The 25,686-nt window shown below is 46.9% G+C and carries 19 protein-coding genes; 4 read left to right on the top strand and 15 right to left on the bottom strand.

Annotated elements, in window-relative coordinates:
- Positions 1 to 2 precede the first annotated feature (2 nt).
- Entirely contained in the window at positions 3 to 962 is a 960-nt protein-coding gene (gene pfkA / locus LBPC_RS06725) for a 6-phosphofructokinase (protein ID WP_003565329.1), read from the bottom strand.
- 111 nt (positions 963 to 1,073) lie between these two features.
- The gene (gene dnaE, locus LBPC_RS06720) at positions 1,074 to 4,370 is read right to left on the bottom strand and encodes a DNA polymerase III subunit alpha (RefSeq protein WP_003598608.1); all 3,297 of its coding nucleotides are present in this window, start codon (positions 4,368 to 4,370) and stop codon (positions 1,074 to 1,076) included.
- Positions 4,371 to 4,465: 95 nt separating this feature from the next.
- Between dnaE and LBPC_RS06715 the strand changes: the two genes are divergently transcribed.
- Positions 4,466 to 4,660, top strand: coding sequence for a YjzD family protein (locus LBPC_RS06715; RefSeq protein ID WP_003565324.1), 195 nt, complete (start codon positions 4,466 to 4,468; stop codon positions 4,658 to 4,660).
- A 107-nt stretch (positions 4,661 to 4,767) separates the two neighbouring features.
- Here LBPC_RS06715 and LBPC_RS06710 read toward each other — a convergent pair whose 3' ends face one another.
- The 10 genes from LBPC_RS06710 to obgE form a co-directional block, all read right to left on the bottom strand.
- The gene (locus LBPC_RS06710) at positions 4,768 to 5,628 is read right to left on the bottom strand and encodes a hypothetical protein (RefSeq protein ID WP_025376147.1); all 861 of its coding nucleotides are present in this window, start codon (positions 5,626 to 5,628) and stop codon (positions 4,768 to 4,770) included.
- A gap of 93 nt (positions 5,629 to 5,721) precedes the next feature.
- Positions 5,722 to 7,275, bottom strand: a complete 1,554-nt coding sequence (locus LBPC_RS06705) for a bifunctional metallophosphatase/5'-nucleotidase (protein WP_003660970.1) — start codon at positions 7,273 to 7,275, stop codon at positions 5,722 to 5,724.
- Positions 7,272 to 7,823: a DUF1836 domain-containing protein gene (locus tag LBPC_RS06700; RefSeq protein ID WP_003565318.1), complete on the bottom strand. Its 552-nt coding sequence runs from the start codon at positions 7,821 to 7,823 to the stop codon at positions 7,272 to 7,274. The genes LBPC_RS06705 and LBPC_RS06700 overlap by 4 nt, the downstream gene beginning before the upstream one ends.
- Positions 7,824 to 8,179: 356 nt before the next feature.
- A complete protein-coding gene (rpmF, locus tag LBPC_RS06695; RefSeq protein ID WP_003660971.1) occupies positions 8,180 to 8,371 on the bottom strand; it encodes a 50S ribosomal protein L32 in 192 nt (63 codons plus the stop codon).
- 180 nt (positions 8,372 to 8,551) lie between these two features.
- Complete coding sequence (gene clpB / locus LBPC_RS06690; protein WP_003660972.1) at positions 8,552 to 11,158, bottom strand: ATP-dependent chaperone ClpB; 2,607 nt, start codon at positions 11,156 to 11,158, stop codon at positions 8,552 to 8,554.
- Positions 11,159 to 11,514: 356 nt separating this feature from the next.
- Entirely contained in the window at positions 11,515 to 11,850 is a 336-nt protein-coding gene (locus LBPC_RS06685; protein WP_003579059.1) for a LapA family protein, read from the bottom strand.
- A gap of 13 nt (positions 11,851 to 11,863) precedes the next feature.
- Positions 11,864 to 12,649 carry an SDR family NAD(P)-dependent oxidoreductase gene (locus tag LBPC_RS06680; RefSeq protein ID WP_016383383.1) on the bottom strand — a complete coding sequence of 262 codons (786 nt, stop codon included), beginning with the start codon at positions 12,647 to 12,649 and terminating at the stop codon, positions 11,864 to 11,866.
- A 43-nt stretch (positions 12,650 to 12,692) separates the two neighbouring features.
- The gene (gene rnz, locus LBPC_RS06675; RefSeq protein ID WP_003660975.1) at positions 12,693 to 13,655 is read right to left on the bottom strand and encodes a ribonuclease Z; all 963 of its coding nucleotides are present in this window, start codon (positions 13,653 to 13,655) and stop codon (positions 12,693 to 12,695) included.
- A 228-nt stretch (positions 13,656 to 13,883) separates the two neighbouring features.
- Positions 13,884 to 15,878: an acyltransferase family protein gene (locus LBPC_RS06670; protein ID WP_003570229.1), complete on the bottom strand. Its 1,995-nt coding sequence runs from the start codon at positions 15,876 to 15,878 to the stop codon at positions 13,884 to 13,886.
- 39 nt (positions 15,879 to 15,917) lie between these two features.
- On the bottom strand, positions 15,918 to 17,204 hold the full coding sequence (gene obgE, locus LBPC_RS06665) for a GTPase ObgE (RefSeq protein ID WP_003660977.1): 1,287 nt from the start codon (positions 17,202 to 17,204) through the stop codon (positions 15,918 to 15,920).
- A gap of 248 nt (positions 17,205 to 17,452) precedes the next feature.
- Between obgE and LBPC_RS06660 the strand changes: the two genes are divergently transcribed.
- Genes LBPC_RS06660 through LBPC_RS06650 form a run of 3 tightly spaced genes read left to right on the top strand, consistent with a single transcriptional unit; the run spans position 17,453 to position 21,093 of the window.
- Entirely contained in the window at positions 17,453 to 18,202 is a 750-nt protein-coding gene (locus tag LBPC_RS06660; protein ID WP_003565300.1) for a DeoR/GlpR family DNA-binding transcription regulator, read from the top strand.
- A complete protein-coding gene (pfkB, locus tag LBPC_RS06655) occupies positions 18,199 to 19,113 on the top strand; it encodes a 1-phosphofructokinase (protein ID WP_003565298.1) in 915 nt (304 codons plus the stop codon). Before LBPC_RS06660 ends, pfkB begins: the two co-directional genes overlap by 4 nt.
- Before the next feature lie 9 nt (positions 19,114 to 19,122).
- Positions 19,123 to 21,093 carry a PTS fructose transporter subunit IIABC gene (locus LBPC_RS06650; RefSeq protein ID WP_003590641.1) on the top strand — a complete coding sequence of 657 codons (1,971 nt, stop codon included), beginning with the start codon at positions 19,123 to 19,125 and terminating at the stop codon, positions 21,091 to 21,093.
- 375 nt (positions 21,094 to 21,468) lie between these two features.
- Here the strand turns inward: LBPC_RS06650 and uvrC are convergent, their stop codons facing one another.
- From uvrC to LBPC_RS06635, 3 genes are all read right to left on the bottom strand, one after another.
- Positions 21,469 to 23,277, bottom strand: coding sequence for an excinuclease ABC subunit UvrC (uvrC, locus tag LBPC_RS06645; protein WP_032780936.1), 1,809 nt, complete (start codon positions 23,275 to 23,277; stop codon positions 21,469 to 21,471).
- Between the two features lie 176 nt (positions 23,278 to 23,453).
- A complete protein-coding gene (locus tag LBPC_RS06640) occupies positions 23,454 to 24,200 on the bottom strand; it encodes an amino acid ABC transporter ATP-binding protein (RefSeq protein ID WP_003565291.1) in 747 nt (248 codons plus the stop codon).
- Positions 24,190 to 25,647: an ABC transporter substrate-binding protein/permease gene (locus LBPC_RS06635; RefSeq protein WP_003565289.1), complete on the bottom strand. Its 1,458-nt coding sequence runs from the start codon at positions 25,645 to 25,647 to the stop codon at positions 24,190 to 24,192. Before LBPC_RS06635 ends, LBPC_RS06640 begins: the two co-directional genes overlap by 11 nt.
- Positions 25,648 to 25,686: the final 39 nt, after the last annotated feature.

Here is a 25,686-nt window from a genome sequence, read left to right as displayed (position 1 = left end):
GATTAAAATGTTAACTCTTCCGCTAAGGTGTAGAGCGAAAGTTCTGCGTGATGCTTGGCATCAAACAAGGTCCGAACATCATGTGCCGTGATCTTGTTGTTTTCAATGCCGACAGCCAAAGCGCCTTTGCCTTGCAACAAAAGTTCAACCGCGTATGAACCCATTTGTGAAGCCAAAACGCGATCACGTGCGGACGGTGCACCGCCACGAACAATGTGTCCCAGAACTGTCGAACGTAATTGGAAATCGCCATGTGCGGCTAATTCCTTGGCAAATTGATCAGCGTGCATCACGCCTTCTGCCAAAAGAATGACCGCATGCTTTTGACCACGTTCACGAGAACTTTGCAACTTCGACGCAATTTTCTTAACGTCAAAGTCGTGTTCTGGAATGATGACATCCTCGGCACCACCGGCGACGCCCGACCAAAGGGCAATGTCCCCAGCTTCACGACCCATGACTTCAATGACAAAGGTTCGTTCATGTGAAGCCGCGGTATCGCGAAGACGGTCAACAGCTTCCACAACTGTATTAACGGCAGTGTCAAAGCCAATCGTGAAGTCCGTGTAAGGAATATCGTTGTCGATCGTTCCTGGCAGGCCAATGGTGTTGAAACCGTGACGCGTCAAAGCTAGTGCACCGTGATAAGAGCCGTCTCCGCCGATGACGACCAACGCCTCGATGCCAAACTTGTTTAATTGTTCGACCCCGCGCAACTGGCCTTCTTCTTGCGCAAATTGTGGATAACGTGCGGAATATAACATGGTCCCGCCGCGTTGAATCTTATCACCGACAGTTGATTCATTCATTTTGAAAATGTCGCCGGCAACTAACCCAGCAAATCCATAATTGATGCCATATACTTCAAGGCCTTCGTGCATCGCCTTGCGAGCAACAGCGCGGACCGCGGCGTTCATGCCAGGCGCATCCCCGCCACTGGTCAAAATACCAATGCGTTTCATTATTTCACCTCATGCATATTCTTTTGCGATTTGTCCCATCACAAATACTCATTGAGTTTACCACTTTTCAGAAACAAAGTCCCTGAAAATGAGAACATTTTACAATTTTCTCTATTCTTCTTGTCGTTTTCGCAACACCACATTAGCCGCACCAAACCGCGATTCAAGATCAGCCATCAAGCTGGTATCAGCAGTGACCCAGTATCGCTTATCTAACAAAACACTCTCCTTGCTGGTCGTGTCGACAGTGATAACCGGAATTGGTCCATGGGCAGTTTGCAATTTTTTCAGTAAATCGGTCCGGGCGTCAACATTATCCGCATCCAAGCGAATAAATAACTGTGCTTTTGGTAAGGCCTCAAGCAACGGTGCGGCATCTTGAATCCGGTTCACAATGAGTTGCAAGTCGTCATTGCGTTTTTCAACTCGCCCGTTCACTAGTACCACCATGTCGGTCTCAATTTTTTCTAATGTTGGATATAGATTGGGAAAAACCGTCAGCGAAACGGTGCCAGTCGCATCCTGTCCATCCACAAACGCCATAGGCTTCCCAGTTTTGGTCCGGATCCGCTTAATGTGTCGAACCAGAAGCAAAATATCAACCGTGCGACCTTCTGCTAAATCCACCACATTGACTAATGTGTATTGCGTTTTCAAAGGGGCATATTTGTCAACCGGATGACCAGAAAGGTAAACGCCTAAAACATTAGCCTCTTCTTCAAGCCGTTCGCCTGCCGGCATTTCCGGCACCACAATCGGTTTAGGCGCTAGCACTGAAAATAGCCCAACATCATTGCCAGCAAGTTTAACCGAGTTGATTAATTCATCTAAGTTCGCAATTGTCTGTGCCCGGTTATCATCAAAGCTATCAAAGGCACCGGCAAGAATCAATGGCTTGAAATTATCTGCCTTTAACCACTTCGGCTCGAGGCGCTGTAGTAAATCGCGAAAATCTTTAAACGGGCCATTTTTACGAGCGGTAAAAATGGCTTCGGAAAAGTCACGGCGCATCCCTTTGACAGACAAAAGTCCAAAGCGAATCTTCCCGTCGCTCAACTTAAAGCCACCATTGCTGGTGTTGATGTCAGGACCTAATAAAGCTACCTGACGCGCTTTGGCTTCTTGTACGTAAGTCCGGAGCTTCGGCAAATTATTCATACTAGCATTCATCAATGCCGCAAAAAAGGCGGCTGGATCATGCACTTTTAAATACGCTAACCAAAATGCGACCATACTATAAGCAACTGCGTGAGAACGATTGAAGCCGTAATTCGCAAATCGATCAATATAAGCATAAACCGTTTTGGCAGTCGCCTCAGGGAATCCTTGCTTGACCGCACCTTCAATGAATTTATCCTGTTCGGCTGCCAGCACTGATGATTTCTTCTTACTCATGGCCCGCCGCAACAAATCCGCCTCGCCAAGACTGAACCCGCCCATGACACTGGCCACCTGCATGACCTGCTCCTGATAAACCAAGACACCATAAGTCGGTTTCAAAATCTTCTCCAAGGCGGGATCAGGATAAGCAATCGGTTCTTGCCCATTTTTGCGGGCAATGAACGTGTCGATGTTTTCCATTGGACCTGGACGATACAAGGCGTTGACAGCCACAACATCTTCAAAATCAGTTGGCCGCAGTTTGCGCAAAACATTTTTGATACCAGCAGACTCGAATTGAAAAACGCCGTTAGTATCACCGCGGGCAAACAAAGCGAGTGTCGGTTGATCATTCAGCGGAATCTGTTTTGGATCAAACGTCCGGCCAGTATCACGGGTGACAAAATGACTGGCGGCGGCTAAAATATTGAGGTTTTTCAAACCCAGAAAATCCATTTTAAGCAGCCCAAGTGCTTCAACATCATCTTTGGGTACCTGCGTCTGTTCAAGACCATCGCCACTGGGTTGCAAGGCAACGGTGTCAGTTAGTGGTTCTTCAGAAAGCACAATCCCGGCTGCATGCGTGGAATAATGCCGCGGCAACCCCTCTAATGCTAAAGCGGTTTGAAACAGCATGCGATTTTTTGGTGAATCGGCCACCAAATTTTTCAACGGCTGACTCTGATCGTATGCTGTTTTTAAATCCATGTGCAACAAGTTTGGAATTGCTCTGCTCCAAGTATTACTTTCAAACTGACTCATGCCGAAAACGCGTGCCACATCTCTGATCGCCTGTTTCGCGCCGAACGTCCCAAAAGTAATAATCTGAGCCATGTGATTTCGGCCATATTTGTCATGGACATATTGAATCAGCTCGCCACGGCGGTTATCAGGAATGTCCAAATCAATATCAGGCATTTGCGCTCGAGCAGGATTCAGAAACCGTTCAAACAGCAGATCATAAGCAATCGGATCGACTTCTGTAATAGCCAGCGCGTAACTGACCAAGGAGCCCGCAGCTGATCCTCGCCCAGCCCCAGTCATAATATTGACCTTGTGAGCGTAATTCATCACATCCCAAACCACCAGAAAGTAATCAGCAAATCCCATTTTGATAATGACATCCAGCTCATATTGCAAACGCTGCTGATAGGTTGTCGGAATCGGCTGATCGTGAAAACGGTTAGCGAGGCCTTCTTGAGCCAGTTTGGTCAGGTAATCTTTAGACGCAAGCTGATCTGGCGTTTGATAATGAGGTAGCTGCGGCTGCTTGAACGTAATCGTCACATCCGTTTGATCCGCTATCTGAGCCGCGTTGTCAACTGCCGCCTGTAGTCCAGCAGCAACAAAAGGTGCACTTGCATCTGCTGGCGGTTTTAACCACCATGGCCCAGCATCGGTTAAAACTGGGTCACGAAAATTCAACTGACTGCCATCACCAATCGCTGCCATCACTTTTTGCGTAAAAGCATCAGTCGGATCACGATACAGTACGTTACCTAACGCCATTAGGTGAAGTTGCTGACTAGTCGCAAATGCCGGCAATGGCGTATCTAAATGAGCCTCATCCAGACCAACATACACCGCTTCCGGCTGTTTATTATCAAGCTCCTGTAAAAAAGCGACAGCTCTGTCGTGATCGTTAGCAGCAACTGCCGCCGAAAATGGTGAATCCGGTAAGGTGATGGCGACTAAGCCTGTCAAAGGCAATAAGTCCGCAAAGGCCACCGGCGAAGTTGCTAGCATAATCTGCGTGGAGATCTTAAGTAACTGATGGTAGCCCTGATTATTTTTGGCAATCACTAAAAGTTTGGCATCATCAATCGCGATCTGCATGCCTAATAGCGGCTTCAAGCCAGCCGCTTTCGCCTGTCGATAAAACTCGACTAAACCATAAACAACATTAGTGTCCGTTAAGGCAATGGCCGAATAACCGCGTGATTTTGCTGCGCTGATAAGATCCGACAGTGCCAACGGGCTGTGTAATAAGGTATAATTGCTATGAACCTGTAATTGGGTAAACGTCATCTTGCCACCTCGCTTCTATTATACCGGAAATACTCACAATTTCAGTTGAATTCGCTTGTGGTCGTGGTAAGATGACGACAGAAAAGAGGGATTCCATGCGTTATCTACCTACTATTATCTGGGGCGTGATCCTCGGCCAAGTTGTCGGCTTCCTGATCAGCGCCTTGAGCGGCGGCAGCTACGACCCGAAGACAAGCGCGATTATCAGTGTGATCTTCGTTGTCATTTTATTCTTCTTCCCGCCAATCATGCAGCATTTTGCAAAACCTGCGGAAAAACCAGAACATTAATTAAATCGTCAATGACGTCAAAGTGCCCGATTATTGCTAGACTGGCATGTCTAACAATAACCGGGCACTTTGCATGTGCTGACGTTTTTGGAATGAGTGACGCAAGCTTATTTTGTCACATACAGGTAAAGTGCTGTGGTGGAATAACCAACATCAATTTTGACGCCGTGACTCTTGATTGTGCTAATGGTCGTCGCATTGTTTTTAGACTTAGCATCCTTCGTCAATTTCTTAAATTGCGAGAAAACTGACTTGGCATCAGCACCGACCGAAGTTGTGAGTAACCCGAAGTCAGTGGCAAACGTCTGCATCTTCTTGCTGTTTTTCAAAACTGATAATGGTACCACAACGGCAAACCCCATTGCCTTGCCATCAACAATACTTGCGCGATAATCGCCGCTTGCTGATTTTAAGATTGAATGAATGCCCGTCTTCGCCGTTGCCGGCAGTTGGGATGCTTTGGTATTGGCATTGGCCTGAGCCATCAGTGTCTTCAATTGCTGTGCTTGCTGAGCCATTGCCATTTTCTCAGTTGGACTCATGGTCGCAGCGTTCTTTTGAGCATTGGCACTTGCAGCCTGTGCCTGTTTTAGCTTGGCTTGATCCGCTTTAGGTAGACTGGATACCGCCAGCATTTGATTAAACTTTGCCGCAATCGTGCTATAAGTTCCGAGCGATTGACCAGCTCTCACCGTGACATTAGTTTGCATGCTACCGGCTTTTAAGTTCACCTTTTGAGCCACATCGCTAACGGGCACATTGACCACAAACGTGCCTGAATTGACTGGCACACTGCCTTTTCCGGCATCACTTGTATAACTGACGCGATCCACACCGCGGGCCGTCCCTTTAACAATGGCGACCAGTCCGTCACGCCCATATGAGGTTTTGGTAGTGCTTAATTGTTGGCCGCAACCTGCTAGCACGAATGCCAATAAGCCGACCATGGTGTATTTCCAAATTTTCATTAAACCGAACAATCCTTTCGCTATGCACAATTCAATAACGACCAACAGCATAAGCGTTCCTTCGCTGCTTGACAAGCGAAATATGACTCACTGTCACATTGACGGTAAAACATTAAAGTTTTGGTCAGCAGTTGCCTTGATTAATGGGTGTTCCTGCAAATAATCGGCAATCAATTCGGTCATATCTTTTTGATTTTCTCGGATGACTTTATCAGGACCAAACATTTTAAAATTACCGCCACCAGCCGCACGGTATTGATTAACTGCCACATCATAAGTCTGAGTGGGCTGTACTGGCGCACCGTGATAAAGCAGCCGAGTTACTCGACTGCCCACGGGCTGATGAATATCCAAAGTATAATCAATGCCCTGATACATGTCATAATTGTAATGCTGAGGTTTTGGCCGCTCAAATCGGGGCGTCACCGTCAACTTGCCATCAGCATCTAGCGAAAAATATTCGGCGCACTGTTCCAGAGCTGCTTTTAAATCAACGCCGGTTAACCGCAACACAGCTAGCGTGTTGGGATAAATGTAATTCGTAACGACATCCCGCATGTCGATGGTTTCACCAAACCCTCGCCCTTCATTGTTAAACAGAGCGGTGCCCGAAATGTCGGTATCGGTGCTGGCCATTTGGACTTTTTGAATAAACTCAATGTACGGCACCTCATGAACCCGCGCAGCAAATGGATCCTGAATGCGCATATCTCCTTCAACATGAGCTAATGGCTGGTCTAACCAAGTTTCAACAGTTTGATTCAAATCAGCCGCTGACTGCAAAATGGTTGGGCTCGCAATTGATCCGCCTGTTTTGACTAACACGGCTTTGCTAGCAGTAACTTGGTAGCCGCTCGCTGTCTGATTTAAGTCAAGTGTGATCTTACCGATCGCTTCCCCGCGGTAACCTGGCTGGGTGATCGGCACACCGTTAACTAATCCGGCCAATTGTCGATGTTGATGACCCGTGACTAAAGCATCAATCCCCGGTACTTGGGTCAGCGCATATCCGACATTTTCGCCAGTTAATGGCTCAGTCGGCTGACCGGTCTGCAAGTTACGCTCAAAACCGCCATGATAAGCAACAATCACAACGTCCGCTTGTTGACGCAGCAATGGGACATAGTGCTTGGCAGTCGCTACCACATCTTGAAAAGCCAAGCCGGCAATATGGGCCGGTGCTTCCCAATGTGGGATGTAGTTCGTTGTCAAACCCAGAATGGCAATTTTGACCCCTGAGCGCTCAATCAATTGATAAGGCGCCCCAAATGCTGGTTGGCCATTTTCGGTGATATTAGCGTTGATGGTTGGATAGGTCAATGTTTTCAACGCTTGCCGCAAATAGTCGCTGCCGTAATTAAACTCATGATTGCCGATAATGCCGGCATCATACCCAACCTCGTTATACAGTCGCGTCAACTGATCTGGCTGCTTGCTGATCTTCGCAACGTAATAGGCCAGTGGTGATCCTTGAAGCCAATCGCCATTTTCAATCGTCACAACTGGTCCTTCAGCTGCTGCCTTCTGAGCATCAAGCACCGTTTTGGCCTTGGCTAATGAAAAAGGCAAATCCTGATCCCGTTTCACATAATTAGTTGGCAAGACAAAACCATGCGTGTCACTTGTCGATAGAATGGTTAGTTTCATTTTTTCCCTTTCTTTTCCGAATCATCAGCAGCCAGATCAATCATTTTTTCAACTAACAGTTTTTGTAAAACAGCATTAATGGCCATTGTCACAATGGCATGCTGGGTTGTCGTCATATCTGGTTTATTGACGCGGCTAATGGTTAAACCATCGCTAAAATCCGAATTTGCCTGCTCAATTGCGCTGCTAAAAGTGAGAATAAACGCATCGTAAGCTTGCGCAACCGGCCGATTGGCAAGTGAAAATTGAATACCTGCCGCAATAGCATCCAACGCAAAAACTGGCTTTAGCATCGCAATGACTAAAATATTGGCTAATTGTTCTGGACGATACTTTTTCTTAAGCGGGGCTTTAATAACCCCCTTTTTAACATAATTATTGACCATCGTGGATGTGATCTCGCCAAACCCCAGCGGCGTGACAATATCATTGACATACTGGATCACTTGATCCATATACAAGTCAAATTGGGGCAGATCAGTCCAGCGCGGAAACTGCGCCTCTTGAAGTTGCCCTAGATAATCGGCAAATTGTTCGTTATCAGCCATATGCTGCCACCTCTTTCAAGAAGAGTATACCATGTGAGCTAGACTTGATAACCATTCGTGGACCGATTGATGCTAATATTTTACCCAATGATCAAAGTACAGCCTTCATTGGTAAGGTCGCTTATGTTCCGACTTCTAGCTGCTCGTACTCACGCTCACCATAACGCGCTCACCTGCCCAGAAACCTACTCCGTTCGCCATAACGCGCTCGCCAGCCCAGAAACCTGCGTGTAAGGACCTTGAACGCAATGACCAAAGTGCGGTCATCACGTTCAGGGCCACTTACACGCCGGTTTCTAAACGGGCTGGCGAGCGCTCACACACAAAAAGCCAACACCTAAGATGTTGGCTTTTGATTATGCATTTGCGTTATCGTCGGACTTCTTAACCACTTGTGCACCCTTGTAGTAACCCTTAGGTGAAATGTGGTGGGAAATGCGGTATTCGCCGGTCGCTGCGTCGAATTGCAAGTTAGGCACATTCAACTTGATATGACCGCGGCGCATACGCTTCTTGGTCTTTGACGTTCTGCGTGCTGGAACTGCCATGAGCGGAAAACCCCTTTTTTAGTAAGATTTCTAAACAACTTTATACGGTTGATGATCAAAATGCAAGTCCAATCATCATCACGCGTGGACAGAATGCTATCTGTCACAGCAACGATAATCATACATGAAAAGGCGCGTCAAGGCAAGGGTCTTTACAGAAAAAATCAGTTGTCAGCCGGTTTAAGCTTTGACCGGTACTGTTTTTGCCTTAAATTGCAACTGATCGTCCGCAACCGTGATGACGACTTCTTGACCCGGCATCACAGTCCCGCGAATCAATTCTTTAGCCAGCGGCGTTTCAACCGCACTCGTAATTAACCGTTGCAGTGGACGGGCACCAAACGCTGGCTCATACCCTTTATGGGCCAACCACTCCTGCGCTGCCGGTGTGATATCAAGCGATATCTGTTGATCGGCCAACCGCGTGCCTAATTGCTTGAGATCCTTCACAGCGATCTTTTCAACATCTGCTAATGATAGTGGGTTGAACATGATAATATCATCAATCCGATTCAAAAATTCAGGCTTAAAGGCTTTGCCGACCAATTGCCGCACATTATCCTTGGCTTGTTGGCTAACGGTACCGTCTTCTTGCACACCGTCCAGCAAGTACTCGGAGCCTAAGTTGGACGTCATGATGATAATCGTATTTTTGAAATCGACGGTACGTCCCTGACCATCTGTCAAACGACCGTCATCTAAAACTTGTAGGAGGATATTGAAAACGTCCGGGTTAGCTTTTTCAATTTCGTCTAACAAAACAATGGTATATGGGTTGCGGCGAACTGCTTCAGTCAACTGGCCGCCTTGTTCGTAGCCGACATAACCAGGGGCCGCCCCGACTAATCGCGACACACTGGCTTTTTCCATGTATTCGGACATATCAATTCGCACCATGTGTTTTTCTGAATCAAATAAATCTTCTGCCAATGCTTTAGCAAGTTCTGTTTTGCCGACACCAGTGGGACCAAGGAACAAGAAGCTGCCAAGTGGCCGACTTGGATCTTGTAAACCGGCCCTGGATCGCAAAACAGCATCCGAGACAGCGCTGACGGCTTCATTTTGGCCAATGACGCGTTGGTGTAGATTATCTGCCAAATGCAATAACTTCTGGCGGTCACCTTCAACCAACTTCGCTACTGGAATACCGGTTTCCCGCGAAATTACCGCAGCAATTTCATTGGCTGTCACGCTTTCTTGAACTAGCCAAGATTGCGGACGATCGCTGTGTTCCATCGTCTGCAGCTCTTTTTCCAACTGTGGAATCGTGCCATGTTGCAAGCGTGCAGCAGTTTCAAGATCGTAGCGACTTTGGGCATCTTCCAATTCATGCTTAGCTTTATCAATCGCCGATTTCTTCTCGTTAAGTTGACGAATATCTTTCTTTTCTGCTTCCCACTGAGCCTTGAGCTTATTTGTTTTCTCTTTTAAGTTGGCCAATTCAGCGTCAGCATCTGCTAATCGCTTCTTGCTGGCAGGATCAGTTTCATTCTTCAGTGCTTGCTGTTCAATTTCCAACTGCATCTGTTTGCGCTCTGCCACATCCAGCTCAGTCGGGCGGGAGTTCATTTCCACGTTAATTGTGGCACAAGCTTCGTCCACCAAATCAATCGCCTTGTCAGGCAAAAACCGATCCGTGATATACCGATTGGACAAAGTAGCTGCAGCGACCAACGCGGTATCATGGATCCGAACTTTATGAAAAATTTCGAATCGTTCCTTCAGACCCCGCAAAATACTGATCGTATCTTCAACACTAGGTTCCTGAACCAGCACCCGTTGGAACCGACGCTCAAGGGCTTTATCTTTCTCGATGTTTTCCCGGTACTCGTCCAGTGTCGTGGCACCGATCAGATGCAATTCACCACGGGCCAGCATCGGCTTCAGCAAGTTACCAGCATCCATGGAGCCTTCTGCCTTACCAGCACCGACAATATTGTGAATTTCATCAATAAAAAGAATGATTTGGCCTTCACTCTTTTTGACTTCTTTTAAGACCGCCTTCAAGCGTTCCTCGAACTCACCGCGGTACTTCGCGCCGGCAACAAGACTTCCCATATCAAGTGAGATGATAGTTTTATTCTTCAGATTGTCAGGTACATCATTTTTGACGATCCGCTGGGCTAAACCTTCTACAATGGCGGTTTTGCCGACCCCCGGTTCACCAATCAAAACTGGATTGTTTTTAGTTTTGCGACTCAAAATACGAATGACATCGCGAATTTCTTCATCACGTCCGATGATGGGATCCATCTTGCCACTGCGCGCTTCTTTTACAAGATCGGTACCGTACTTTTCCAAACTCTTATAAGAGGCTTCGGCATTTTTGCTGGTTACTTTTTCACCACCGCGCAGGTTCTCAATCACCTGTCGTAATCGCTTTGCATCAACCTTGGCATCGTTCAACAAGAATTGGGTGATCGGGTTGTAGCGTTGTTGATAAAGGGCGAGCAAGACTGCTTCTGTAGAAATATAGGTATCGCCAAATTCATACTTCACGCTGTTGGCATCTGTCAGTAGCTGCGACAGGTTTTGAGACATGCTTTGTCCGTATGCGCTAGCGCCTTCAACGACAGGCTCTGCTTCCAGTGCCGCATCAATCGCAGCATTCAAGCCCTGCACATTCACACCGGCTTCACGATAAATCTGTTCAGCCAATTGATTAGGCTGCACCAGGCTTTTCATGACATGTGGGATGTCAATTTCTTGATGACGGCGAACTTGGGCAATTTGTTGTGCCGCGCCAAGTGCTTCGGCAACGGCTTGCGTAAAATTATCTGGGTTCATGAATACGGATGCCTCCCTGAAAAATATCGTCTTACATTATAGTTTTCATTTTCACAATACGACATTGGTCAGTTAAGGTCAAACTATTTTTTAAATTTCATGATGATTTAAAAAAATCGTAGGAAGCCCGTCGCTGTGTTGCTTGCACAACTGAGCCTCAGGTGGCCTAGATTGCTCCGTTTTGGCACTACGGTCTTTACAATCGCATTAAATAATCTATGTGAAGGCAAAAAGGAACAATTTTCCAATCGTACAATCGAAAAATTGTTCCTTTTATTTGTTTATTTGTCTGACTGAGAATTTTGTCACGGGCTACTCTATTGACAGCTAGGTACGACAGTTCAATCCTCAAAGGTCTATTTTTTGGTATCCGTCGCATCCGTTGACAGTTCCTCTTTTGGTGCTTGAACTGGCTTAGGGGCTGGCTTGTCAGTTTTATTGGATTTTGTCAGCTCCGTGATCCGCTGTTGCAACTCACGAATCTGTTTTTTAGCACTCGAAACAGCACTGGTTGAGATCAACCAGGTCACAACGGCACCTATCAACACGGAAACCGCAATAATCACTATCAACGGCCACTTTAGCTGAATACCGAAGAAATTAACCGAAACGTCTTGCCCATTCAACAAGGCAAAAACAATTAAAATCAATGCCAGAACTAACCCAATAATAAAACGTTGTTGACCCTTCATACGACCTACCCCTTTACTTCTTATTAAACATACCAGCAGCTAACCAATCGCCCAAATGCGGGAACAAGGTATAAAAATCTGCGCCTAGATTCATAAACCACGGTGCATTGATTTCCCGAACTGGTCGACCAAATGTCGCTACAATTCGCCGCGCTAATTTATCTGGATCCAAAACCAGCCAAGAAACGCTAGCCAAATAGTCTAACGCATTGGCTTCGCTAAAGAAATTCGTGGCAATTGGTCCCGGATTAACCGTGGTCACCTTAACACCGAATGGCTTCAGTTCAAGACGTAAGCCATTACTATACCCAAGCACCGCAAATTTGGTTGCTGAGTAGATAGCTGACTTAGGCGTCGCCATTTTTCCAGCCATTGAAGCAATGTTAATGATTTGTCCTTGCTGACGCGTGACCATATCGCGACCCAGCAACTTCGTCAGATACATCATCCCCAGCACATTCACCCGAAACATGCGCTCTACTACCTGCATATCGGTATCGAAGGCTGTTTCAAAATGACCAAACCCAGCGGCATTCACCAGAATATCAACTGGCCCAACCGTTTCGTGAATTTGATCAACGGTCGCTTCAATTGCAACTGGGTCAGCAACATCAACAGGGAAAGCATAAGCTGGTCGGCCGGAAAGCGTGCTGGCCTCTGCCTGTGCTTGACGTAATTTCTCCCGCCGCCGCGCCAAAAAGACAACGGTTGCGCCTTGCTTTGCTGCCTCAAATCCAATCGCCTTGCCTAAGCCTGACGATCCTCCAGAAATAACCACCGTCGGATGTTGGTTCATCATGATTTCCTCCTCTGTTTTGATATTCACTTGCTACCGCTGAGCTTTATGATTTAACTGTGACAGCAGGTTCCGATTGTTCACTCCGAAATGGAATGTTAATTTCCTCGAAGTCTTTGACAACATGCGTATTTGGAAAAATCTGCCGCGCCGTTTTTTCCAACATCGCTACCTCGGGACTCAGATATCGTGCCGAAATATGGTTCAGCAAGAGCCGCCCGACACCTGCACGTTTAGCCAACGCCGCTGCTTGTACATTGGTCGCATGATAATACTGCTTAGCCAATTGGCTTTCATCCGGTCCAAAGGTACTTTCGTGAACCAACACATCAGCGCCTGCTGCTAAAGGCAGCGCGCGATTGCACATGCGGGTATCCCCGAAAATGGCAACCGTTCTGCCAGGTTGCGCAGGGCCAATGAAATCGTGGCCGTCAAAAATCCGGCCATCTGGCAAGGTTACAGTTTCGCCGGCCTTCAAAGCCGCATAAACCGGTCCAGAAGGAATTTTAGCGGCACGTACCTTATCAATCAACAACTCGCCAGGATGCGGTTTTTCTTCGATCCGAAAACCAAAGCTCGTAATTCGATGATCCAAGCGATCAAAAGTGACTTTGAAAGTTTGATCTTCAAAAGCCACGCCTGGATGCTGTAATAAAACAAATTTTAACGGATAACTGAGATGACTTTGAGAAACTTTCAAACTGGTTTTTACAAAATCCTCAATGCCAGAAGGCCCGTAAATCGTCAACGGATCTGTACCGCCTTGGTTGGAGCGACTGGCCAAAAACCCTGGCAAGCCAAAAATATGGTCCCCATGCAAGTGAGTAATAAATACTTTGGCAATTTTTCGTGGTCGAATAGCGGTTTGTAAAATCTGATGTTGTGTGCCTTCCCCGGCATCAAACAACCAAACCTCATTACGCTCATCAAGTAATTTTAAGGCTAAACTGCTAACATTCCGGGACTTGGAAGGCGACCCTGCGCCTGTGCCCAAAAATTGAATTTCCATACCATACTTCCTATTCTGTCGAACTTCACTTTGTAGTCTACCACAAGTTCCTCGCCATTTTCGCGGTTTCAATGTTGGTAAGCCGAGATTTGCAAGGTTTAAAAAAGACGAAGGTGGACGGCTAACTGCAACCGCTAATAAAAAAACTGAGCGACTTGATGCCGCTCAGCCTCATGAAATCAACCGACATATTTGTCTCATCAACGCAAGCAATCAGCTGTCGGAAGCTTAATTTTTCACCTTGTCCAGAATCGTTTTCGCAACTAATGCCGCATATTGTGGATTGCCATTCGGATTCATATGAACCATGTCGTTGTAGAACCAATCAGGATGACCATTAGACTTGTCATACCAATCAATCACCGTCAGATTCTTATACTGCTTCTGGGCTGCGGCTAATTTGCTATTAACATCATTCTGCCAAGCGCGCGTTGGTACGCGTACATTAATCCAGAAGACTTGCCGATCAGGACCGATGGCTTGCATCATTTGCGCTAGCTGATCATCTGAAAATGGGCCGTTAGTTCCTAACCCAATCAGAACGATATTGCCCAGCACACCGCGGTCAGCGTAACTGCGGACCAAATCAATACTATTGATCATTTGCCGAGAAACAGCAGCGTCAATCACAGCTTTAGGGAACAGCTGTTGAAGCCCATTTTCACCGTCAAGCATGACAGAGTCGCCAATAGCAGTGAGTCCAATATCTTGTGCCTGTTGCAATTGAATCTGGGTCAAGCCGTATTGTTCATACTCACGATTGACTGGATGCGTTTTAGCTTGAGAAGCATACTTGGCTTCTAGCGCCTTGGAACTTGATTCTTCGGCCGCTTTATTCTTGTCAGCCTTCTTTTGTGCAGCAATACTGGAACGCATTGCTGCCAACCGCTTTTCTTTCTCTTTAGTGGAAACACCACGCTTCTTTAACTGCTGTGCTAAAGGCGAGTTGTCACCTTCTGCTTTAACAGAAGGCGCTTTGGCTAATCCAACACTACCAATAGCTAAGATAATCAGCGCCACATAACTAACCCACCGCGTTTTCCCCATACGAACTTTAGGATTAGCTAAGCCCTTTAGGAATGCCCAAGTCTTGTGATAATTAAAATGTGCCGCCGGTTGTTCAATGAAGCGGTAAGAAAGTTCGGTGATAACAACAATTAGCACCACTTCAATCACCGGATATAATACTGGGTGATCCGCAATGTTACGAAAACGATTCTCCCAAAAGATCATGACGGGAAACTGATACAAATACAAGCCATAACTACGGCTGCCGATATAGCTGAACAACGGATTACTTAACAATCGGTCAAAATGAGCTGCCGGATGCGCTACCACTGCCACCAAAATCGTTGTCACAATTGAGAACAATACCATTCCGCCTTCATAAAGAAAGCTGCTCTGGGCATCAATTGTGAAGACCATGACTAGTAAGCCGAGAAAGCTGGCAGTACCGAGAAGATCAAGCCCAATCACCCATTTTTTACCTAAGTGTTGCGAAAGCCGGCCACTTGGCCAAATAAAGGCCAGCGCTGCTCCGAATAGGATTGAGAATGCACGGGTATCAGTACCGTAATAAAGCCGACTTGGATCAAACGCTGCTGGCTGTACATGGGCAATGGTCATCATATACAAGATTGCCATCCAAGCGCCACTGGCAGCCGCAAGAATCAGCACAATGTTCGCAATCTGATGCCGGCTCTTAACCAATAGCAACAGCGCCAACACAAGAAAAGGCCAAATGAGATAATACTGACCTTCAATTGACAACGTCCACAAATGCGTAAATGGGGATTCCCCATTTGCATATCTGGCAAAATAGGATTGCCCGTTCAAAATCTGCCACCAATTGTACACATAAAGTAAATTGGTCAATACCATCATGTGCAAGTTATGCAGCAAGTTTTGCGAGAATAACGTGATATAGGCTGCTGTCCCAAAGAGGACGGTAATTAACCCAGGATATAGGCGTTTAAATCGTCGAATAAAAAAACTTTTAAAATCAATCCGATGATTGCGGTCAAATTCGATCAACAACCCATCCGTTATCAAATAGCCGGACACGACCATGAAGATCGGTACGCCTAAATATCCGCCCCGAAACAACTCGGGGCGTAAATGATACAAAATAACACCAATAACCCCGATTGTTCTTAAACCATCAAATCCATGAATGTACCGGCGCTTTCGTCCACGCGTCTGTTTCAATTGCGGCCCCACCATTCTGTCTAAAAATAACTTCCCCAGCCGTTCAGCCGAAGATCATTCAACGAACTCAAATGTAAAATCATCAATGGCGACTAAATCGCCGCTTTCAGCACCAGCATCACGCAAAGCATCATCAACCCCCATGCTGCGTAATTGCCGAGCAAAGCGCATCGCGCCATCTTCATGATCAAGATTGGCCATTTTAAACGCCCGCTCAATCTTGTCACCAGTGAGCACAAACGTCCCGTCACTATCGCGGGTTACTTTCAAAGCCGGCTCTGGTTGATACTTATAATCAGCCGTTTTAACCGCCGCTTGTTTCGGCTCAAAATGCGGTGCTGTTTTGAGTACTTCGGCTGTCTTGTGCATGAGTGGCGTCACGCCACGATGCGTCAGACTAGAAATTTCAAAGATATGATCCGCCGCGACGCCACGAGCAAGTAACGATGCCTTAAAATCAGCAAATCGTTCAGCTGCGCCGGGCAAGTCCATCTTGGTCGCGACCACGAGTTCAGGCCGCTTCAAAATGTTATCGTCATAAGCCCCTAATTCTTTACGAATTTGATCGTAATCATCAAGCGGCTCGCGTCCATTATCAGGATCCATCTCAACTAGGTGCAGTAGCACACGAGTGCGTTCAACATGCCGCAAGAACTGGATGCCAAGACCGACACCTTGTGAAGCTCCTTCAATCAAACCGGGCAAATCAGCCATCACAAAATCGGTACCATCATCTAATTGAACCATACCAAGATTGGGTACTAACGTCGTAAATTGATAAGCCGCAATTTTTGGCTTGGCTTGGGTTACAACCGATAACAGTGTCGATTTACCGACAGAAGGAAAACCAACCAACCCAACATCCGCAAGCACCTTCAGTTCCAATTTGATGAAACGATGCTCGCCCGGTTCGCCATTTTCGGAAATTTCCGGCGCCGTATTTTTGGGCGAAACAAAGTGCATATTACCGCGACCACCGCGGCCACCTTTAGCAACAACCAAAGTTTGACCCGGCTCAGTTAAATCGCCTAAAACCTCGCCTGTGTCAGCATCGGTAACTGTCGTACCAGCCGGCACTGCAATCCGCCGATCTTCAGCAGCGCGGCCATACATTTGCTTGCCTTGGCCATTGCCACCAGCTGACGCTTTAAAATGCCGTTGATAACGGAAATCCATTAACGTGCGCAAACCTTCATCAACGTATAAGATGATGCTGCCGCCATGACCGCCGTCACCGCCGGCCGGGCCGCCAAACGGTACAAATTTTTCGCGCCGGAACGCGACCATACCGTCGCCGCCTTTGCCCGCCTGAACCTCTACTTGAACCTGATCGACAAACATTGGCGATCTCCTTTCAGAAAAACATGTCATTTGATTATACGCGATGTTTATATTTCAGTACAGCGTAACGCATACCTCAACCATTTTAACACGTCCCAAGCCGGTACTCACCCTTCATGCACAAGAATTAGAAAACATTGACAATATGCCGCTTCAGTCGGGGTAATGACAGTTGTTGAATGTTTTTGCACGTTTTAGGTTGCTTTTGACGGTTTCATCAGTATAATGAAGAACGAGGTGAAACGAAAGTGCTTACAGAAGAACGTCGGCAATATATTCTTGCCCAATTGCAACAGCATACCGTCATCAAATCTAAGGCACTTATGGCTGCTCTTGATGCTTCTGAATCCACGATTCGCCGCGACTTGGACGAGCTAGAGGCAGCAGGTGAGCTCAAACGCATTCACGGCGGCGCCAAGCGCATCAATGGCCTCGGCGATGAACCGGATGTCGCGAGCAAATCTGCGCAGAATTTGCGCGCCAAGCAAACGATCGCGCAGGCAGCCGTTCGTCAGATTGAGCCCGATGATCTGATCTTTTTAGATGCTGGAACCACAACAGCACAATTAATTCCTTTTTTGGCCGACATTGGTGTCACAGTCATTACAACGGGGGTTGATAACGCTTCTTTGTTAGCTGATTATCAAATCTCTACACTCATGCTGGGCGGCATGGTCAAGCCCACAACCAAAGCGTTGATTGGCGCCACGACGGCTGAAGCCTTGAACCATTATCGGTTTGATGTTGCCTTTATTGGAACTAACGGCGTTCATCCTGAGTTTGGTCTCACTACGCCTGATCCAGAAGAAGCTGTGATCAAGCGATTGGCCATTCACCAAGCCAGTAAACCTGTCATTCTGGCGGATCCAAGTAAATTTGAGCAAGTCAGTTTCGTCCGCTTTGCTGATATCTCCGATGCCACGATCCTGACAAGTTCATTACAAGGACTCCCAACCAGTTATCAGCGATTTGAAAATATTAAGGAGGTTCATTCTTGATCTATTCAGTAACGCTCAACCCTTCGATTGATTATGTGATCGAGTTACCGGAACTTGAACTTGGCGCTGTCAATCGACTTACGCACGCCGTTAAATTACCAGGCGGCAAAGGCATCAATGTGAGTCGAATTTTGCAAACATTAGGCCTGCCAACAACTGCTTGGGGCTTTTTGGGCGGTTTTACCGGTACCTTTATCCAAGATCGGCTCGATGCGATTGACATGCCTTGTGACTTCACAAAAACTGCTGGTGATACACGAATCAACGTCAAACTTAAAGCAGCATCCGAAACTGAACTCAATGCAAGCGGTCCTACCATTGACGCTGCTGAAATTGCCGCCTTCAAAAATAAATTAGACAAACTTGAAGCCGGCGATGTCGTCGTCATGTCTGGCAGTTTACCAAAAGGCTTGCCTAACACTTTCTATCGGGATCTGATTCCGGTGATTCATGCCCACAAGGCTGATTTTGTCATCGACACCACTGGTCAAGCGTTACTCGACACATTGCCTGACCATCCCCTTGTCGTCAAACCTAATCACCATGAATTAGCAGCATTGTTCGGCGATCCAGAATATACAAGCACAGATGCCATCATCAAAGCTGGTCGCCGCCTACTTGGTCTTGGCGCTCAGCATGTCTTGATCTCCATGGCGGGGGCCGGGGCCTTAATGATCGACCAAGATCACGCTTGGCATGGCACCGTTCCTAAGCAGCCAGCGGTTAATTCCGTCGGCGCAGGCGATAGTATGTTAGCTGGTTTTACCGGCACATTTGCGCAGACACATGACACGTTGGAAAGCTTTAAAGTCGGCATTGCCTGCGGTTCCGCGACCGCTTTTTCTGAAGATCTTGCCACCGCTGACAAAATCGCTGAAGTGAAACAAACAATTAGTATAACTGAAGTTTAGGAGGACAAAATGGACATTCGTGATTTACTACTAAAAAATGTCATGATCATGGACCTCAAAGGAACGTCCAAAGAGGCTGTGATTGATGAAATGGTCGCTAAATACCATGAAGAAGGTATTGTGACCGACGAAAACGAGTATCGCCAAGATATTCTGAAGCGTGAAGCCGAATCAACGACTGGGATTGGCGAAGGCATTGCAATGCCGCATGCTAAAGACAGTGCGGTTACTCGAGCAACCGTTCTTTTCGCCAAAAGCGATCAGGGCGTTGACTTTAACGCCTTAGACGGCCAGCCGGTTCACTTATTCTTCATGATTGCTGCCCCTGAAGGTGCCAATAACGAACATCTGGCAGCACTTGCAGCATTATCTTCCCTGCTCATCAACCCGAAGCTCGTGGCAGATCTTAAACAAGCGAAGACACCGGATGATGTTTTAGCCTTGTTTGGTAAGGCGCAAGCTGAAAAAGAGGCTAAAGATAAAGCTGAAGAAGCCAAGGAAAAGGCTCAGGAAGAACAAGAAAAAGCTGACAAGCAAGCGGAGTTCAAGGCAGAAAAGCGCCAGGAACGGCCATTTATCGTAGCGGTCACTGCTTGCCCAACAGGGATTGCCCACACCTACATGGCTGAGGCAGCCTTGAAAGAAACAGCGGAAAAGCTCGGTGTCGATATCAAAGTCGAAACAAATGGCTCTGAAGGTATTAAGCACAAACTGACCGATTCCGATATCAATCGAGCAGCTGGTGTCATTGTCGCTGCCGACAAAAAGGTAGCAATGGATCGGTTTAACGGCAAAAAGTTGCTCAATCGGCCGGTCATTGACGGCATTAAAAAGCCTGAAGAATTGATTGAAGAAACGCTTCAAGGCAAAGGCCAAGTCTTTCATGCTGCAGGCACCGATAACAGTGATGCGGCCAGTGAAGAAGCTTCTGGCGGCACTTTATGGAATCGCATCTACAAAGACCTGATGAATGGTGTTTCAAACATGCTGCCATTTGTTGTCGGCGGTGGGATTATCATGGCGATCTCGTTCATCCTCGAACAATGGCTGGGCAAGACATCGATGTGGTTCACCTTCACCAACAACTTGGGAACCTTTGCCTTTAGCTTCTTAGTACCCGTTTTAGCGGCCTACATTGCTGAATCAATTGGCGATCGGCCTGCGTTGATGCCTGGGTTCGTCGGTGGTTATATGGCCACCGTTGCAACGGCCTCCGTTGTGAAGGCTCAAAACCCAGCTGGCTTCTTAGGCGGTCTGGTTGCTGGGTTCGCAGCTGGTTGGATGATCGTTGGCTTGAAGAAGCTGCTCAGCAAAATGCCACATTCACTTGACGGTATGCGCACGATCCTGCTCTATCCAGTCATCGGCCTTGCCATCATGGGTCTGCTGATGTTCTTCATCATCAACCCGATTTTCGCCGCTATCAATGGCGCATTGATCAGCTTCCTTGAAGGCATGGGTACTGGTAATGCGATTCTGATTGGCGTCATTCTAGCCGCCATGATGAGTATCGATATGGGCGGTCCTTTCAACAAAGCCGCTTATACATTTGCCATCGGTGTCTATCAAGCATCCGGCTTTAAAGATGGTCGGTGGATGGCCGCGGTTATGATTGGTGGCATGATTCCACCTTTGGCCATTGCGGTTGCTTCAACCTTCTTCCCGAAGAAATTCACCTTGCAAGAACGCAACGCTGGTCTTTCTAACTATGCACTTGGCCTGACCTTCATCACTGAAGGCGCGATCCCATTTGCTGCTACTGACCCGCTGCATATCATTGGCAGCTCAGTCATCGGCTCAGCTATTGCTGGCGGTTTGACCCAGTTATGGCACGTCAACGTCCCTGCTCCTCATGGTGGCGTTGTTGCCTTGCTGCTAACCAACCAGAAACTTGGCTTCATCATGTCACTTCTGATTGGGACCATCATTGCCGCCTTAATCCTCGGCTTCTGGCGGCCAGTCGCAAAAGAAAATAAATAAGTAAGCAAAAAGCTTGGCGATCAATGTCGCCAAGCTTTTTTGTGCCGTGAGACCGAACCGGAATTCCACATAAGAGCTTGTGGTGCGTTAAATTCCTAGCCAAAAAATTCGCTTGCCGTGCCAAACTCCGCAATCTCCGACCAGATGAGGTGGCGACGCGTAGCTAGAGCGGAGACGGCGCTTCGAGCCCGCAAAGCCCGCGGTCTCGAAGTCGCCTAACAACATCAGCTCCAGAGCCCGTCGCTGTGCTGTTTGCACGGCTGAGCCCCATCTGGCCTACAATTTGCTTCGCCTTGGCACTAGATCTTTAAATCTCAAGATTGTTTGTTCTTACTGATGGTTATGAACGATGTCCTAAACGCTCCTACGATTTGATTAAACCCGCCGAGCTGGTGTCGGCTCTGCCGTCAGCGACAGCTTCAATGCCTGCGCAACTTTTTTAGAAATTCCTAGCTCCTGAATATCTTCCAGGGGAGCTTCTTTAATCTTATTGATCGTCTTGAATTTCCGTAACAGCTTCAGCCGCGTCTTGGGCCCGACCCCCTTGATACCTTCTAATCGAGAGGCCAACGAGTTCTTGGCGTGCAGCTGCCGATGGAAAGTAATCGCAAAACGATGCACCTCATCCTGAATCCGTTCAAGCAGGTAAAAGCCTTGCGACTTAGGATCAAGATTAATCAGCTGATCAGCATTGCCAAATAACAATGCTGCCGTTTTATGCTTATTATTTTTGACCATCCCTGCCACGGGAATATCAAGGTTGAGTTCGTTTTCCAAAACATCCTTGGCTGCGTTCATTTCAATCTCGCCGCCATCCATCAAGATCAAATCTGGTAACGGTGCACGCTCCTTTAACAACCGGGTATAGCGCCGGCGAATGACTTCTCGCGTATTAGCCGCCTCATCTGCGCCATTATGCGTTTTGTCAGCATCCAACTTGTACTTTCGATAATTGTTCTTAGCTGGCTGGCCATCCACAAACTGCACCATCGCCGACACTGGATCAGCTCCTTGAATGTGACTGTGGTCGAATGCCTCAGCCACATGCCCCATTGGCAAGTTCAAAGCGGCCATCAGCTCTTTCATCGCGCCAATCGTGGTACGATTATCCAATTCCATTAAACGGAATTTGTCTTCAAGCTTAATTTGACTGTTCTTAGCAGCCAAGGCCATCAAGTCCCGTTTTTCACCGCGCTGTGGCGTTCTAACTGGAATCTCTAGGATATCTGCCAGTACTTTATTATCAAGCCCAGCAGGTACGAGAACTTCGCGTGGTTTCACATTATTCTTGCGGCTGTAAAACTGTAAAATAAATGATTCGAATTCTTCTTTAGCAGTGTTCACCACTGGAAAAAGTCGTGACTCACGTTTCATTAAACGTGCTTGACGAATAAAGAAGACCTGGATACTGATCCAGCCCTTATCCATATAAAAATTGAACAAATCACGCGTTGTATTGTCGTGTGAAATAATTTTCTGCTTCTCCACCGTCTGTTCAATATAATGCAGTTGATCCCGAATTTCTGCGGCTCGCTCAAATTGAAGATTTTTCGCAGCCCGCTCCATTTTAGCCGTCAAACTGGCTTTAGCCTTGCCAACGTTCCCATTCAAGAAGCGCTTAATACGTTCAATTTGGTCCGTGTATTCCTTTTCCGGAACAGTCCGGAAGCAGGCACCCAGACACTGACCCATGTGATAATACAAGCACGGTCTGCCTTGATAGCCGTTACAGCGCCGCAATGGATAAACCTTCTGGATAAAATGCATGGTTTTTTGCGCTGCATAGACATTTGGGTATGGCCCAAAGTAATAACCGCCATCTTTACGGATAGTACCAGTGATTTCAATCTTCGGATCGCGTTCATGAGTAATTTTAATGTACGGATAGCCAGTCCCTTTTTTCAACTTAATGTTGTAATACGGCTGATATTTTTGAATCAGCGTAATTTCGAGCAAAAAGGCTTCTTTGTCAGTTGAAGTCACAATGAAATCAAAATCCGCTACCTGTGACACCATCGCCGCAACTTTACCGTCGTGTGAACTCTTGAAATAAGACCGCACCCGATTTTTCAGGTTTTTGGCCTTGCCGACATAAATAATTTTGCCGTTGATATCCTTCATTTGATAACTGCCAGGCAGATCTGGCAGCAACGATAACTTGTGTTCAATGTGTGCTGAGGCCATCGTAATCTCCTTATAAAACAAATGTTCGCCTAACATTATAAAGATTCTAAAAATAGATTGCAAGCAAGCGGCTTTGATCAGTGATGGCATGACTGCCCCCACTTAGCAATGGTCACTTCACACCAAAAACACCTCAACCAGTGCCGCTTACCAGCTGCTGGGTGAGGTGTTTTTGCTTATTGGGCAAGAATCTTGGATAGGAAGTCTTGTGTCCGTTCTTCTTGCGGGTGTTCGAACAGTTGTTCTGGCGTCCCCTTTTCAAGGATTTTGCCGCCATCCATAAACCATACTTCATCGGCCACACTACGGGCGAAGCCCATTTCGTGGGTCACAACAACCATGGTCATCCCGGTTTTAGCCAAATCCTGCATAACTTTCAGAACTTCGCCAACCATTTCAGGATCCAAGGCACTGGTTGGTTCATCAAACAGCATGACATCAGGATGCATCGCTAATGCACGAGCAATAGCGACACGCTGTTGCTGACCACCGGAAAGACTGGATGGATAAGCATCTGCCTTTTCGGCTAAGCCAACTTGATCCAAGATTTCTTTGGCTGTTTTGGTTGCTTCTTCATCGGTCACAGCTTTGACTTTAAGTGGTGCGAGTTTAATGTTTTCCAAAACTGTCATATTGGGGAACAAATTAAAACTTTGGAACACCATTCCCATTTTTTCTCGGACATTATCCAGCTCTTTCTCGCTCAAACCAACTAAATCAGTACCTTCAAAAAGGATTTCCCCTTTTGTTGGTCGATTCAGTAAATTCAGGCTACGCAGGAAGGTACTTTTCCCACCACCGGAAGCACCGATAACAACGATCACATCGCCTTTGTCAATGGTTTCGGTGATATCGTTCAAAACAACATTGTCGCCAAACTTTTTGGTGAGGTGATTGATTTGGATTAAAGGTTTATGCTGCATGATTCATCTTCCTTTCAAAATGACTCAAGAGCTTGGACAGCCCGAATGTCAGAACAAAGTAGAGGACCATCGCGACAAGGATTGGTTGAACTCCCTTGTATGTCGCGGTTTGGACAACCGTTAACTGATAAATCAGATCGGTAACCCCGATAATGGAAACAATCGAGCTTTCCTTAATCAAGGAGATAAATTCGTTACCAAGCGCTGGCCAAATATTCTTGATTGCTTGTGGTAAAACAACGCTTATCATCGTCTGCCGCTCTGACAGACCGAGCGAACGGGCAGCTTCTGTTTGCCCAACTGGAATGCTATCGATCCCGCTACGGATAATTTCAGCCACATACGCCGCCGAGTTCAAGGAAACAGCAATCAACCCTGCTATTAGCGCAGGAATATCAATGAAGATCCCTATGCCGAAATAGACAAACATGACTTGAATCATCAGCGGAGTGCCACGAACGAACTCAATGTATGACACACCTATTAAATGTGACAGTTTATTCTTGCTCAACCGCAGCAAGGCGAAGATCGTGCCGAGTAGAACCCCGAAGAAAGCACCAATAGCACTAATCAACAGCGTATACTCGACCCCTTTTAGGAAGTAGGTCCAGTAATGGATCATACTGGTATCTTCAGTATTGGTTTTCATGTAACTGCCAGCAGTTTTGAGATACTGGTTAATTAAACCTTTTTGCTTAATCTCTGCCAAGCTCTTGTTGGCGGCTGCCACTAATGAATCAGAGTTCTTAGCAAACCCTATCGCGGTACCGACTGTGTCGCTTGATAAGTTGAAGTGACCGGGAATCTCAACTAACGAATCATCATTTGACGTGTAAGCCTTCGCTACCGCACCTTCAGCGACAACACCAGCTACCTTATGTGTCTTCAACGCCAAAATCAGGTCGGTGACCTTAGTCAAGCCCAATGTGGAACTCGTCTTCATCTGTGTTTTCGCTAACGTCTCTTGCAAGCTGCCATTCTGGACGCCGACTTTCTTGTTCGCAAAACTTTTATGATCTTTGTAGATCTTAGCATCCGTTTTGTTGACCAAAATGTCTTGTCCAGACTTGTAGTACGTATTTGAAAAGTCAACTGACTTCCGTCGGGCATTCGTCGGTGACATCGCCGCCAACACCATGTCGACCTTACCCGTCTGCAAGGCGACCAGAAGTGAGTTAAAGTTCATCTGTTTAATGACCAGCTTTACACCCAGATCCTTGGCAATCTTACGCGCAACTTCAACATCCATGCCAACAACTTGATTCTTGCCATTCTTGTTGACTAAAAATTCATACGGCGCATAATCAGGGCTCGTGCCCATCACCAACGTACCTTTTTGTTGAACCTTGGCCAAGCTGTCATCAGCATGGACCGTTTGCATATTCAATGTCACAACAGCCGCAAAAACAGCGACTAAAGCGATCAACCAGCGTCTCAAATGCTTCATAATACCCTCCTTGATTACAAGAGTGTACTATACACTCAA

It is taken from the genome of Lacticaseibacillus paracasei subsp. paracasei, from assembly GCF_000829035.1.
GTDB lineage: Bacteria > Bacillota > Bacilli > Lactobacillales > Lactobacillaceae > Lacticaseibacillus > Lacticaseibacillus paracasei.
Note: the sequence above shows the minus strand (reverse complement) of the source record. Positions and strands in the feature narration are given on the sequence as shown.